At 55.9% G+C, this 13,954-nt stretch carries 15 protein-coding genes; 14 read left to right on the forward strand and 1 reads right to left on the reverse strand.

Translation table 11 applies throughout. From position 1 onward, the window contains the following. Positions 1-124 precede the first annotated feature (124 nt). The 13 genes from HZ297_RS10910 (at position 125) to HZ297_RS10970 (ending at position 10,187) form a co-directional block, all read left to right on the forward strand. Complete coding sequence (locus HZ297_RS10910; protein WP_178863680.1) at positions 125-403, forward strand: late competence development ComFB family protein; 279 nt, start codon at positions 125-127, stop codon at positions 401-403. A gap of 266 nt (positions 404-669) precedes the next feature. Further along, a complete protein-coding gene (ccmA, locus tag HZ297_RS10915; protein WP_178863682.1) occupies positions 670-1,269 on the forward strand; it encodes a heme ABC exporter ATP-binding protein CcmA in 600 nt (199 codons plus the stop codon). Positions 1,270-1,277: 8 nt separating this feature from the next. Next, positions 1,278-1,946, forward strand: coding sequence for a heme exporter protein CcmB (gene ccmB, locus HZ297_RS10920; RefSeq protein WP_218644623.1), 669 nt, complete (start codon positions 1,278-1,280; stop codon positions 1,944-1,946). Between the two features lie 23 nt (positions 1,947-1,969). Beyond that, on the forward strand, positions 1,970-2,794 hold the full coding sequence (locus HZ297_RS10925; protein WP_343034824.1) for a heme ABC transporter permease: 825 nt from the start codon (positions 1,970-1,972) through the stop codon (positions 2,792-2,794). Next, positions 2,787-2,951 (forward strand): heme exporter protein CcmD, encoded by a 165-nt coding sequence (ccmD, locus tag HZ297_RS10930; RefSeq protein WP_178863684.1) that lies wholly within the window; start codon positions 2,787-2,789, stop codon positions 2,949-2,951. Before HZ297_RS10925 ends, ccmD begins: the two co-directional genes overlap by 8 nt. After that, positions 2,948-3,406: a cytochrome c maturation protein CcmE gene (gene ccmE / locus HZ297_RS10935; RefSeq protein ID WP_178863686.1), complete on the forward strand. Its 459-nt coding sequence runs from the start codon at positions 2,948-2,950 to the stop codon at positions 3,404-3,406. Before ccmD ends, ccmE begins: the two co-directional genes overlap by 4 nt. Beyond that, positions 3,403-5,334, forward strand: a complete 1,932-nt coding sequence (locus tag HZ297_RS10940; RefSeq protein ID WP_178863688.1) for a heme lyase CcmF/NrfE family subunit — start codon at positions 3,403-3,405, stop codon at positions 5,332-5,334. The genes ccmE and HZ297_RS10940 overlap by 4 nt, the downstream gene beginning before the upstream one ends. Then, on the forward strand, positions 5,331-5,858 hold the full coding sequence (locus HZ297_RS10945) for a DsbE family thiol:disulfide interchange protein (RefSeq protein ID WP_178863690.1): 528 nt from the start codon (positions 5,331-5,333) through the stop codon (positions 5,856-5,858). Before HZ297_RS10940 ends, HZ297_RS10945 begins: the two co-directional genes overlap by 4 nt. Beyond that, positions 5,855-6,268, forward strand: coding sequence for a cytochrome c-type biogenesis protein (locus HZ297_RS10950; RefSeq protein ID WP_178863692.1), 414 nt, complete (start codon positions 5,855-5,857; stop codon positions 6,266-6,268). The genes HZ297_RS10945 and HZ297_RS10950 overlap by 4 nt, the downstream gene beginning before the upstream one ends. Continuing rightward, complete coding sequence (locus tag HZ297_RS10955) at positions 6,265-7,293, forward strand: tetratricopeptide repeat protein (RefSeq protein ID WP_178863694.1); 1,029 nt, start codon at positions 6,265-6,267, stop codon at positions 7,291-7,293. The genes HZ297_RS10950 and HZ297_RS10955 overlap by 4 nt, the downstream gene beginning before the upstream one ends. Positions 7,294-7,535: 242 nt before the next feature. Further along, a complete protein-coding gene (locus tag HZ297_RS10960; RefSeq protein WP_178863696.1) occupies positions 7,536-8,144 on the forward strand; it encodes a NapC/NirT family cytochrome c in 609 nt (202 codons plus the stop codon). 138 nt (positions 8,145-8,282) lie between these two features. Continuing rightward, positions 8,283-8,882 carry a c-type cytochrome gene (locus HZ297_RS10965; RefSeq protein WP_178863698.1) on the forward strand — a complete coding sequence of 200 codons (600 nt, stop codon included), beginning with the start codon at positions 8,283-8,285 and terminating at the stop codon, positions 8,880-8,882. Between the two features lie 12 nt (positions 8,883-8,894). Then, complete coding sequence (locus HZ297_RS10970) at positions 8,895-10,187, forward strand: NAD(P)/FAD-dependent oxidoreductase (RefSeq protein WP_178863700.1); 1,293 nt, start codon at positions 8,895-8,897, stop codon at positions 10,185-10,187. 152 nt (positions 10,188-10,339) lie between these two features. Here the strand turns inward: HZ297_RS10970 and clpB are convergent, their stop codons facing one another. Further along, positions 10,340-12,904 (reverse strand): ATP-dependent chaperone ClpB, encoded by a 2,565-nt coding sequence (gene clpB / locus HZ297_RS10975; RefSeq protein ID WP_218644624.1) that lies wholly within the window; start codon positions 12,902-12,904, stop codon positions 10,340-10,342. Positions 12,905-13,034: 130 nt separating this feature from the next. Between clpB and HZ297_RS10980 the strand changes: the two genes are divergently transcribed. Then, positions 13,035-13,844: a YdcF family protein gene (locus HZ297_RS10980; RefSeq protein ID WP_178863701.1), complete on the forward strand. Its 810-nt coding sequence runs from the start codon at positions 13,035-13,037 to the stop codon at positions 13,842-13,844. The last annotated feature ends 110 nt before the right edge of the window (positions 13,845-13,954 follow it).

Consider the following 13,954-nt stretch of genomic DNA (forward strand, 5'->3'; position numbering starts at 1 on the left):
AAACTTGCGTTAAAACAAGTCAGGCTGCTTTTATGAAAAGCACCCGTGCAAAGCCTTTGCCGGGTGCTTTTTTTGTGCCCGGAATTTATGTATAGTGAAAACTCACTCAATGCAGGAGTTTATTATGGAATTCGATTCCGTCCACAATTATTATGATCGCCTGGTATTCAACGAAATCGCCGAGAACTATACCGAAAGAGATTTAAACAATGAGCAACTTGCCGATATGGCCTGCATTGCGTTGAACCACCTTCCTCCCCGCTACATCCGTTATGATATCGACATGTCTTTCTACATGTCCGGTCAGGAACGCCTGGAAACCGAGGAACGCGTCAGACGCGCGGTACATTCCGCTTACTTGAAAATCAAAAAACTCGATCACCTGACGGAAGAAGGATTGTAGAAACTTCGGCACCAGAAACAAACAGGCCGGGTGACGCCCGGCCTCAGCTTGGTTGGCGAAAACCGCTCGCAACCCGCTAATAGATTTTACTAATCCCATATAAAAAATATCACGTCCATTAATAACCGGTTTTAACGTCTGCTTATTTCTCCCTATTCGCAACTTTGCTAAACTCTCACCCCCAAGAACATAAAACAAATTAGGTCGTCTTTGCTGGGAATTCCGCTTTCCGTCACAAGAACACCGCTTAAGAGTTAGCCGTTTCAATGCTTTTTCAAGCCACAGAATTAAGTTGTACGCGCCAAAGCAGACCGCTTTTCCAACCGGTTTCCTTCTCGCTTCATGCAGGCGATGCCTTGTTGGTCGAAGGCCCCAACGGCGCCGGCAAAACCACTTTGCTCAAGACCTTGTGCGGCCTGCGCCGCCCGGAAAGCGGCGACATTCAATTGAACAGCCAACCCATCGCAAGCCATGCGTCATCCTTTCTGAGCTGGCTCGGACACCACAATCCGCTCAAAGACGATCTGAGCGCCCTGGAAAATCTGGAAATGCTCGCCCTGCTGCGCGGGCACAATCAGCATTGCCCGCTTGAAGCTCTGCACTTTATGCAACTGGGTAAACAGCGCCATCACGCCGTTAAAACCTTTTCCGCCGGCATGAAACGGCGTCTGGCGCTGTCCAGCCTGCTATTGAGCGATGCGCCCTTGTGGATTCTCGACGAACCGCAAACGGCGCTCGACGTGAACGGTATCCGCCTGTTTGAGAAGATGGTCGAAAACCATCTGCAACGAAGCGGCCTGCTGATTATGACCTCCCACCAACCGCTGGACATTGCCTTGCAACGCCTGCAACTTCAACCTCTATAGGCAAGCGGATGCATAGTCTGTTCACCCTTATGCAGCGCGATCTGCGCCTCGCCTGGCGGCGCCGCGGCGAGTCCTACCAGAACCTGCTGTTCTTTGCGATGGTGGTGGTGCTGTTTCCGATCGCCATGGGCGGTTCCGAAGCCAAACTCGCACAGATCGCCCCCGGCGTGCTGTGGATTGCCGCTCTTTTAGCCGCCCTGATGTCCATGCCCGTCCTTTTTAAAGACGACTTGGAGGACGGCACGATCGAGCAGTGGATTCTCAGCCGCCACAGTCTGATCGGCTTTGTGTGGGCACGACTGCTGGCGCATTGGCTGCTCACCGCCGTGCCCTTGCTGCTCATGGCGCCGTTTTTTGCGCTGGCGCTGCATCTGCCGCAGGCCAGTTTAGAAACCCTATTACTCAGTCTGCTGCTTGGCACCCCGGCGCTGATTTTTATCGGCGGCATCGGCAGCGCCCTGACCAGCGGACTGCAAAAAAACAGTCTGCTTTTGCCCTTGCTGATGCTGCCGTTCTACCTGCCGATACTGATTTTCGGCGCCAGCGCCGTGCAGGTTGCGGCCGAAGGCTGGTCGGCGGCCGGACAACTATACCTACTGGCGGCCTTGCTGGTGTTGAGCCTGGTGCTCGCCCCGTTTGCCATTGCCGCCGCATTGCGGCTTGGCGCCACACAATAGCCGCAAACAAACAGGAAACCACCGTGACTGAAAAACGTACTATGCACCCTCTGCTCAAATGGTTTTACCGCCTCGGCGCGCCCGCCTGGTTCTACCCGTTTGCCGGCAAACTGCTGCCGTGGCTCGGCGGCCTGTTTTTGCTGTTGCTGGTACCCGGCCTTTATCTGGGATTGTGGCACGCTCCGGCCGACTACCAACAGGGCGACTCTTTCCGCATTATGTATGTGCATGTCCCGGCGGCGTGGCTCTCCATGTTCGTCTATTTCGCCATGGCCGTCAGCGCGGTGATTGCGCTGGTATGGCGGGTGCGTATGGCGGAGATCATGATTATTTCGAGCGCACCGATCGGCGCCGGCTTTGCACTGATTGCGCTGGTCAGCGGCGCCCTGTGGGGCAAACCCATGTGGGGCGCCTGGTGGGTGTGGGACGCCCGCCTCACCTCCGAACTGATCCTGCTGTTTATCTATCTGGGCATTATCGCCCTGTACAACGCCATCGACGAGCGCCGCAGCGCCGGCCGCGCCATGAGTTTGCTGACGCTGGTGGGCGTGGTCAACCTGCCTATCATCCATTACTCGGTGGTGTGGTGGAACACCTTGCACCAGGGCGCCACGGTCAGCAAATTCGACACCCCCTCGATTCATATCGACATGCTCATCCCGCTGCTGCTCATGGCCGCCGCCTTCAAGGTCTTCTACGGCTGGGCGATGCTGCTGAAAATGCGCGCCCATCTGCTGGAACAAGACCTGCACTGCGGTTGGGTGAAGGAACGCATTTTTAACGCCCAAAAAATGCCCCGAAAAAACTCAACAGGCCGGGTAGCCAACCAAGGACACAAGCATGAGTGAATTTTTGAATATGGGCGGTTACGCCTTTTATGTGTGGAGCGCCTTCGGTTTCAGCACGCTGGTGATGACCATCCTGTTGATTCAGCCGCTTCTGCAGCACGCGCAGGCATGGCGCGAAGCCGAAGCCCTGCACGACCATGACGGAGAACGCCGATGAGTCCGCTGCGCAAAAAACGCCTTTATACGCTGCTGCTGCTTCTCAGCGGCGTCGGCCTCGCGACCTTTCTATTGCTGCAAGCCTTCAGCGAAAACATGATGTTCTACTTCTCCACCAGCGAAGTCCAACAGGGCAAAGCCCCGCAGGGGCGCGATTTCCGCTTGGGCGGTCTGGTGGTCAACGGCACGGTGCAGCGCGACCCGACCAGCCTCAAGGTGCGTTTTGACCTGACCGACGGGGCCGCCAACGTCACGGTAGAATACAACGGCATCCTGCCCGACCTGTTCCGCGAGGGCCAGGGGATTATCGCCAACGGCCGCCTCAATGCCGAGGGGATTTTTATGGCCCACGAAGTGCTCGCCAAACATGACGAAAACTATATGCCGCCCGAAGTGGCCGACTCCTTGAAACAGGCCGCCAAAAACGTGCCGCAACCCCAGCAGGCCACCCCATGATTGTCGAAATCGGACATTTTGCCCTGATTCTGGGACTGGCGTTTGCCATGGTACTGGCCAGCGTGCCGCTTTTAGGTGTGCAGCAGCGCCAACCGCTCTGGATGGAACTAGCCAGAACCGCCGCCGTCGGCCAGTTTGCGCTGTTGGGGCTGGCGTTTGCGTGCCTCATCTACGCCTTTATACAGGACGATTTCTCGGTCAAATACGTCGCCGCCAACTCCAACAGCCAACTGCCGCTGATTTATAAAATCTCCGCCACCTGGGGCGCACACGAAGGCTCGCTGCTGCTCTGGGCGCTGATTCTGACACTCTGGACACTCGCCGCCGCGCTGTTCGCCAAACAGCTGCCGCCGACCCTCAAAGCGCGCCTGTTAAGCGTGCTCGGCTGGATTGCGGCGGGGTTTATCCTCTTTATTCTCATCACCTCCAACCCGTTTGAACGCCTGCTGGAAGTCCCGCAGGAGGGCCGCAGCCTCAATCCGCTATTGCAGGACATCGGCCTGGCGATCCATCCGCCGATGCTCTACATGGGCTATGTGGGCATGGCGGTGGCCTTTGCCTTTGCGGTGGCCGTGCTTATGGAGGGCAAAATGGAAAACGCCTGGGCGCACTGGGCGCAAACCTGGACTTTGATCGCCTGGGCGTTTCTGACGCTGGGCATCGCGCTGGGCAGCTGGTGGGCTTACTACGAACTCGGCTGGGGCGGCTGGTGGTTCTGGGACCCGGTGGAAAACGCCTCGCTCCTGCCGTGGATTGTCGCCACCGCCCTGATCCATTCGCTGGCGATTACCGCCAAACGCGGCAGTTTCCAGGCGTGGAGCCTGCTGCTGGCCATCCTCGCCTTCGGCCTGAGTCTGCTGGGCACCTTTCTGGTGCGTTCCGGCGTACTCACCTCGGTTCACGCCTTTACCAGCGACCCGTCGCGCGGGGTGTTTATTCTGGTGTTTCTGGTGGTGATCGTCGGCGCGGCGCTGCTGCTGTTTTCGGCGCGCGCCCATCTGGTCACCCAGCAGCGCGCTTTTAAGCCCCTTTCCAAAGAAACCCTGCTGCTGCTCAATAACGTACTGTTGATGGCCATGATGGCGACGGTGCTGCTCGGCACGCTTTACCCTTTAATTCTGGATGCGCTCGGCATCGCCAAACTCTCGGTCGGCGCGCCCTACTTCAACAGCGTCATCGTGCCACTGACAGTTCCGCTGGCACTGTTGATGGGATTAGGGTTTGCCGCCCACTGGCGCGAAAGCCGGGCGGGCGGCCTGCTCAAACAACTCTGGCCGGTGCTGCTGGTCAGCGCCCTGCTGGCGTTTGTACTGCCGCTGTTATTACTGCCCGATCTGCAAGGTTGGGCGGTGGTTGGCCTGTTTATGAGCGCCTGGATCGCCTTGAGCGCCTTGCAGTGGCTTTGGCAAAACCGCGCCGCCACAAACTCAACAGGCCGGGTGCAGCGCCGCCGCATTCTCGGCGCGGTACTGGCGCATATCGGTTTTGCCGTGACCCTCGCCGGCATTACCGTCACCTCCTTGTACAGCATTGAAAAGGACCTGCGTCTTGCACCCGGCGAATCCTACAGCATCGGCGACACCCGCTTTCAATTCGTCGGCGTCATCCAGAAGCAGGAACACAACTATCTGGCATCGGAAGGCACAATCAAAGTCTATGCAAACAACCAATGGCTGACCGACCTGCACCCGCAGAAACGCACCTACCTGAGCCAGGCCATGCCCATGACCGAAGCGGGGATTGACGCGCAGCTGTCACGCGACCTGTTCGTGGCGCTCGGCGAGAAACTCGACGGCGCGGCTTGGAGCCTGCGGATTCAATACAAGCCGCTGATCCGCTGGATCTGGCTCGGCGCGATTCTCATGGCACTGGGCGGTTTGCTCGCCCTCCCCTCCGGCCGTCAACGCCGCAAGGAGAGCGCTGCATGAAAAAACAGTGGCTGCCTATCGCGGTGTTCTCGCTGCTAGTGGCGTTTTTGGCAATCGGCCTGACGCTCAACCCCAAAGCCGTGCCTTCGCCGCTGATCGGCAAACCGGCGCCGGATTTTACACTGCCGCTGCTGAATCAGCAGACCGCCTTTTCGCCGCAACAGCTGCGCGGCCAGGTCTGGCTGCTCAATGTCTGGGCGTCATGGTGCAGCTCCTGCCAACAGGAACATAGGCTACTGGTGCGTTTTGCGCAGAACCGCACACTGACGATGGTGGGGCTGAACTACAAAGACACCCCCAACGAAGCGCAAGCCTGGCTCGATGCTTTGGGCAATCCCTACAGCTTTGTGGTTGAAGACCAAAACGGACAGGCCGGTATCGACTGGGGGGTTTACGGCGTACCGGAAACCTTTGTGGTGGATGCGGCCGGCATCATCCGCCATAAATTCACCGGGCCGCTCACGCAGCAACGCCTCGATAACGAATTGCTTCCCTTGCTGAATACGCTGGAGATGACTCAATGAAAATGCATCTGACCGCCCTTTTACTGGCCTGTTTAAGTTGGCCGGCGCAGGCGATGATCGAGAGTTACCGCTTCGACACGCCCGAGCAGGAAGCCAACTACCGCGAATTGATTTTCGAGTTGCGCTGCCTCGTCTGCCAGAATCAGAATCTGGCCGATTCCAACGCCCAGTTGGCGCAGGACTTACGCCAGCAGGTTCACCATCTGCTGGTCGAAAAACAGGCCGACAAACAGCAGGTGGTGGATTACATGGTGCAACGCTACGGCGACTTTGTACTCTATAACCCGCCGCTCAAAACGCACACCGCGCTGCTCTGGTTTGCGCCGCTACTGTTCGTGGCTTTGGGCGTTATCTGGCTGCTGACCCTGCTACGCAAACAGGCCAACCCCCTAGACAAGGAGACGCCATGACCCTCCTTAGCCTCGCTTTAAGCGCCCTGCTGATTCTTGCCTTGTTGTGGCTGCTGCTGCCTTTTCTCAAAAACCCATCCTCCACGCAGCAGCCATCGCATCGTCGCGTCATCGCCGCCGTGGCGCTGTTTGTGCCGGTTTTCAGTCTGGGCGTCTACGCCTGGCTGGGCACACCGCAGTTTGCCGACATGCAACGCGAAAAACAGCCCGCCCCGATGGTGACGCTGGTCGATAAGCTCGAACAGAAACTGGCGCACGACCCCAAACACCTGGATGGCTGGTTGTTGCTAGCGCGCTCCTACAGCGTGACCCGCGATTACAGCAAAGCGGTCATCGCCTATGAAAAAGCGCTTGCGCTCGCGCCTGACAATGCCAATATTGCCCTGGCACTGGCTGACAGCCTCACCCTGCAAAATGGCGGACGCATCACCGCAAGGGCCCGCGAACTGCTGCAAACCGCCTATCAGCGCAATCCGCACGACAACACCACCCTGTGGATGCTGGGCATGGCCGAGCAGCAAGCCGGGCATCCCAGAGAGGCGGCGCGCTATTGGCAGACGCTTTATGCGCAGTTGCCCGAAGGCAGTGAACAACGTCTTGAGGTCGCCAAGTTACTCGTCGCACTGGAAGTGCCTGACATGCCTGTTGCCGCGCCCGATTCGGCCGCGACATACCTGCCGGAACAGACTGCCGCCCCCGCCTTCCGGATACACCTCAACCTGGATAGCAAATGGCGTCAGGCATGGGGAGATGCCGAGGTGTTTATTTACGCCAAAAGCACGGACGGTATGCCGATGCCGATTGCCGCCAAAAAGCTAGCGCTTGCAAATCTGCCGGCTAGCGTGCGCTTGACGCCAGCCGATGAACTCCTGCCGCAGCGCCGTTTGCAAGATTTTTCAACGCTGATCATCGGCATCAAAATCACCCGCGGTGGTTTGCAAAACCACCAGGAGCTGCTGTTCCAAAGCGAGCAAATCACCACTCAGGCGCGAGAATACACATTTCTAATCGAACAGCAATATTAGCCCTTTCTAATATTACTGTTTTATTAAATAAATCTACCCTATCTATCATCAAATTTACTAGCTTTACCATCAAAATTTTCTCTCATAACATAGCCATGCAATTCAAGGATTGCATGAGTCTATAAAATTCGTTTATAAAAACTCATAAATAAAAGTACGCACTCATTTAGCAAATCACGATCGGCGTTAATGCTAAAAGATGGCCCAAGTTAAACCGCCAAAATAAAAAGATAAGCAATACTATGTTCAACAAAAAAGTCGGCCTTGTCGTGGTCGTTTTCCTACTCGGTTTCGCTTCGTTCGGCGCAATGAACGCCTTTTTCGCTTACACCAACACCACCGAATTCTGCACCTCTTGCCACAGCATGACGGTCAATCTCAAAGAATACCAAGAGACCATCCACTACAAAAACCCCTCGGGCGTGCGCGCGGAATGTGCCGATTGCCATGTTCCACACGATTTCCTGCCTAAACTCAAAGCCAAAATCCTGGCGGCCAAAGACGTCTACCATGAATTTGTCGGCGATTTTGCCGTAAGCGATGAACTCAAGGCGGACGAGGAAGCCTATCTGGAACACTACAACCAACATCGCTGGGAGATGGCCAACGCTGTCTGGAAAAAAATGAAGGAAACCGACTCCCGCGAGTGCCGCAGCTGCCATAACTTTGCGGCAATGGATTTTGACGAACAGGGCAAACAGGCGGCCAACAAGCATCCACGCGCGATGGAAAAAGGGCAAACCTGTATCGATTGCCATAAAGGCATCGCCCATATGGAACCGGATGAACCGGAAGAGATCGATATCAAACGCCGCGACGGCTTGGTTGAGGACATTCTGCCTAAACGCTAGCCGTGCACTAGGATCCTTGACGCCTGACGACTCGACGGCGTCCGGACAGCGGCAAAGATAACGAAACCGGAACGCATCTTGCAGCCGTTTTCATCATCGAGTCTATCACTGAGCAATACTTCTGAGGAGGAGTAACTTATGAAAAAAGCTAAACTAGGCTTTATCGCAAAAGCCGCTTTGGTCGCCGGCGGCATGCTGGCATCAAACGTCGCTTTTGCCGGCATTGACCGTGCCGAAATGCTGGCCAACACCTGTGCCGGCTGTCACGGCCCCAACGGCGTGAGCCACGGACCGGCCACCCCGTCGATTGCCGGGATTTCTAAGGACTACTTTATTGAATCGATGAACGCCTACGCCTCCGGTTCGCGCCCTTCAACCATTATGATGCGTATCGCCAAAGGTTATACCGAGGCAGATATCGCGGCGATGGCCGAATATTTCTCCAAGCAGCACCACCAGTCAGCGGTTCAAGCCGTGAATGACAGCCTGGTGCAAAAAGGCGAAAAACTGCATAACAAATATTGCGAAAAATGCCACTCCGAAGGCGGCAGCCTGGCATCCGACGATGCCGGCATCCTGGCAGGACAATGGAAACCTTATCTGCAGTACAACTTGCATGACTTCACTTCCGGCAGCCGCGAAGCGCCCAAGAAGATGGCCAAACAGCTCAAAGCCATGCATGACAAGTACGGCCAAGAAGGTGTAGATCAACTGATTGAATTCTACTCAAGCAAATAAGGAGCAGACAACATGAGCAATATTTCAAGAAGAAATCTATTTAAAGGCGCAGCAGCGGGAGCAATCGGTGTTGCGGCGGCGACTCAGGCCACGTCTGCTTCTGCCGGCAGCAAGCGCGTCGTCATCGTCGGCGGCGGCATCGGTGGCGCTACGGCGGCACAATACCTGAAAAAAATGGACAAAAGCATCGATGTCACCATCATCGAGAAAAATCCGGACTACTACACCTGCTTTATGAGCAACGAGGTATTGAGCGGCGAGCGTCAAATGTCGTCCATTCACTTCAACTACGACAAAATCAAAGCCAAAGGCATCAACGTCATTTTTGACAGCGTGACCGGGATTGATGCCAAAGGCCAGACCGTTTCTACGGCAGGCGGCCAGAAACTGGCGTATGACCGCTGTATCGTTTCGCCGGGCGTAGACTTCAAATACGAAGCCATTGAAGGCTATTCCGCCGACGTCGCAGCCAACAGCATTCCGCACGCCTGGAAAGCCGGCCCGCAAACCGAAATGCTACGTCAGCAACTGCTGGACATGAAAGACGGCGGCACCGTTGTGCTGGTGGCTCCGCCAAACCCGTTCCGCTGCCCTCCAGGACCTTACGAGCGCGTTTCGCAAATTGCGGCTTACTTAAAAGCGCACAAACCCAACTCTAAAATCGTTCTGCTCGACCCTAAAGAGAAATTCTCTAAACAAGGTCTGTTCATCGACGGCTGGAAGCGCCATTATGGCTATGAAACCGATGCGAGCATGATCAAGTTCATCAACTCCAAGGATGGCGGCACGGTCACCAAGGTGGATGTCGCCAGCAAAACCGTCACCTGCGCAGCCGGTGATTTCAAAGCCGATGTGCTAAACATCATTCCGCCGCAGAAAGCCGGCAAAATCGCGTTTGATGCAGGCCTGGTGGACGACAAAGGTTGGTGCCCGATTGATCACAAAACCTTTGAATCGACCATTCACAAAAACATCCACGTTATCGGCGACGCGGCGGTAGCGGCGCCTCTGCCGAAATCCGGCTATGCCGCCAACTCCGAAGCCAAAGTCTGTGCGGCAGCCGTGGCTTCTGCATTGAACGGTCTGGAAATGGTCGAGCCTTCATGGGTCAACACCTGTTATTCGGTGATTGCACCGGGCGACGGCATTTCGGTGGCGGCGGTTTACAAATATGAAGACGGCAAAATCGTCGCGGTGAAAGGCGCGGGCGGTTTGACCGGCGCTTACGATCCTGAGTTGCGCAAACGCGAAGTGTTGTATGCCCACTCCTGGTTCAGCAACATCACTGCGGACGTCTTCGGTTAATCGTGGATACATTCAAAAATCAACTCTCCTAAAACTCTGCTTTTGCCCCGCTTTTGCGGGGTTTTTTATAGCTCAAACAAAGCGCCAATAAAAAAGGCCGGATGCCCTATGACACCCGGCCTGTTCACTTTTTTAAACGACGTTTTGGAGACTTACGCGAAGGTGATATCGCCTTCGTGTTCGCCGATATGAATGGTCGAACCCGCCACAAACTCGCCGCGCAGGATACGCTGCGCCAACGGATTTTCGATGCGCTGCTGGATGGCGCGTTTCAACGGACGCGCACCATACACCGGATCGAAGCCGGCTTCGCCCAGCAGATCCAGCGCGGCATCGCTGATCGCCAAACCCAGTTCCGCCTGCTGCAAACGTTTGCGCAGGTTCTGCAACTGGATATTGGTAATCGAACGAATCTGTTCGCGCCCTAGCGGATGGAACACCACGATCTCGTCGATACGGTTGATGAACTCCGGACGGAAATGGCCGCCGACGACCTCCATCACATCCGCCTTCATCGCCTCGTAGTTCTCCTCGCCGGCCTTCTCCTGAATGACCTGCGAACCGAGGTTGGAGGTCATCACAATAACGGTGTTCTTGAAGTCCACCGTGCGTCCCTGCCCGTCGGTCAGGCGACCGTCGTCCAACACCTGCAACAGGATATTGAATACGTCAGGATGCGCCTTTTCCACCTCGTCCAGCAAAATCACCGAATAGGGCTTGCGGCGCACCGCTTCGGTCAGATAACCGCCCTGTTCGTAACCCACATAGCCCGGAGGCGCACCGATCAAACGCGCTACGGAGTGTTTCTCCATAAACTCCGACATATCCAGGCGCACAATCGCCTCTTCGGTATCGAACAGGAAATCCGCCAAGGCTTTGGTCAATTCGGTTTTACCGACACCTGTCGGCCCTAAAAACAGGAAAGAGCCGTTCGGACGGTTCGGATCGGACAGGCCGGCACGCGAACGGCGGATCGCATCCGACACCGCCGTGACCGCCTCTTTCTGACCGACCACCCGTTTTTGCAAAGCCTCTTCCATACGCAACAGCTTCTCACGCTCGCCTTCCAACATGCGCGAAACGGGAATGCCCGTCCAACGCGCCACCACTTCGGCAATCTCTTCGTCGGTCACCTTGTTGCGCAGCAGATGCAGGGTTTCGCCATCTTCCGATTCCGCCTGCTCACCGGCCTTGATTTTGGCTTCCAATTCCGGAATCTTGCCGTATTGCAGCTCCGACATCTTCGCCAGATCGCCGGCACGGCGTGCCGCTTCCATCTCGATACGCGCCTGATCCAACGCCTCTTTATACTGTTGCGTGCCTTGCAGTTTGGCCTTGTCTTTTTTCCAGACCTCCTCCAAATCGGAATAGGCTTTTTCCAGTTCATCAATCTGCGTCTGCAAGTCTTCCAAGCGTTTTTTGGAGGCCGCGTCCTTCTCCTTCTTCAGCGCTTCGCGCTCGATCTTCAACTGAATCAGACGGCGATCCAGCTTATCCATCTCCTCGGGCTTGGAGTCGATCTCCATACGGATGCGCGAGGCCGCTTCGTCGATCAGGTCAATCGCCTTGTCCGGCAACTGGCGGTCGGTAATGTAACGCTGCGACAACTGCACCGCCGCGACAATCGCCGGGTCGGTGATGTCCACGCCGTGATGCACCTCATAACGCTCTTTCAGACCGCGCAGAATCGCCACCGTATCCTCTTCGGTCGGTTCGTCCACCAACACCTTCTGGAAGCGGCGCTCCAACGCGGCGTCTTTTTCGATGTACTCGCGGTATTCGTCCAGCGTGGTCGCGCCCAAGCAGTGCAGTTCGCCGCGCGCCAAAGCGGGCTTGAGCATATTGCCGGCGTCCATCGCGCCGTCCGATTTGCCGGCGCCGACCATGGTATGAATCTCGTCGATAAACAGAATAATCTGCCCTTCGTTCTTGGCCAGATCGTTCAGCACCGCTTTGAGGCGCTCTTCAAACTCACCACGGTATTTGGCACCGGCCAGCAACGCGCCCAAATCCAGCGACAGCACTTTTTTGCCGCGCAAACCCTCCGGCACTTCGCCGTTAATAATGCGCTGCGCCAGCCCTTCCACAATCGCCGTCTTACCCACGCCCGGCTCGCCGATCAGCACCGGGTTGTTTTTGGTACGGCGCTGCAACACCTGAATCGCGCGGCGGATTTCGTCGTCACGGCCGATCACCGGATCGAGTTTGCCGGAAGCGGCGCGCTCGGTCAGATCAATCGTGTATTTCTGCAATGCCTGACGTGTCTCTTCTGCATTTTGATCCATTACCTTGTCACCCCCGCGTACTTGCTGAATCGCTTGTTCAATCGCATTTTTATTGGCACCGGCCTGTTTCAATACATCGGCCACCACATCGTTGGACTCCAGCGCCGCCACAAAAAACAGTTCGCTGGCGATATAGGCATCGCCCTGCTTCTGCGCTGCTTTGTCCATCAGGTTCAACACCTGCGCCGACTTCTGCGACAGCTGCACATTGCCCGCCGCCCCGCTGACTTTAGGCAGCGTTGTCAGCTTCTGCTGCACCGTCTGACGCAATGCCGCCACATTGACCTTGGCGAGCTGCAACAGCGCGCCCTGCTCGTCCAGCAAGGCGCTCAGGATGTGCAACGGCTCGATAAACTGGTTGTCCTGCCCAATCGCCAGCGACTGCGCCTTGCCCAGCACCGACTGAAACTGCGTGGTAAATTTGTCCATCATAAAAAGGTCCTCAAAAACGTTATTTGGCTAGAATATAAGGACAGATGCGCACTATTCAAGCTAAGTTGGCAATTAGTGGCCAATAAACTCCTTGCTTTTGCGATAAATCAATTTCTGCCAAAGGAAACTTATGGATACGCTGTTTTTCTTCGCCTCCAAAATTGCCTGGATTTTTCTCAGCCCCGGCAACCTGCTGATTATCGGTGCGGTTTTGGGTGCGGTTTTTTTACTGTTTAACCGCCAGCGTGCCGCCAAATGGTGCTTGTTGCCAACGGCTATTATCGGTTTTATGGTGATGGCCTACCCGGTCGGCGATTTTCTGATGCAACCGCTGGAAAAACGTTTCAGCAAACCCGACCATTTGCCGGCAGCGATTGACGGCATTATCGTGCTCGGCGGCGGCGAAGACTTGAAACGCGCCCTAAGTTGGCAGACCGCCGAGCTCGGTTTAGGTGGCGACCGCTATATCGGTGCGGCCACGCTCGCCCGGCATTATCCGCAGGCTCCGGTGATTTTTACCGGCGGCAGCGGCTCGATGCAGTTGCAAAACACCGGCTCGGAAAGCGATTTGGCGAAAACGCTACTCACCACTGTCGGCATTGCGCCCGCCCGCCTCATTTTGGAATCCCAATCGCGCAATACCTTTGAGAACTTCGTCAACACCAAGCCGCTGCTGCCCAAAATCGACGGTACTTACCTTTTGGTGACCTCCGCATTCCACATACCGCGTGCCGTCGGCATCGCTCGCCAACAAGGTGTCAATGTGGTTCCTTATCCGGTCGATTATCGCTCTAATAGCGAGACTTATCGCTATTGGGATTTCGACCTGTTCGACCACCTCAAATCATTGGAACCGGCTTGGCGCGAATGGATCGGCTTGACCGTCTATTATCTGACAGGCAAAACCGCCAGTTGGCTGCCGGCTGAAAATCCCGCCTAAAAACTCAACAGGCCGGGTCTGGAAAATCGTGATTTTTTTGCTTGCAATGCCCCAACAAGGGTGATTAAATACATCGTTATATTCTTGTGGATATAACGATGTATGGAATA

Origin of the sequence: Thiomicrorhabdus cannonii, assembly GCF_013391695.1 — a bacterium.
Classification (GTDB): Bacteria; Pseudomonadota; Gammaproteobacteria; order Thiomicrospirales; family Thiomicrospiraceae; genus Thiomicrorhabdus; species Thiomicrorhabdus cannonii.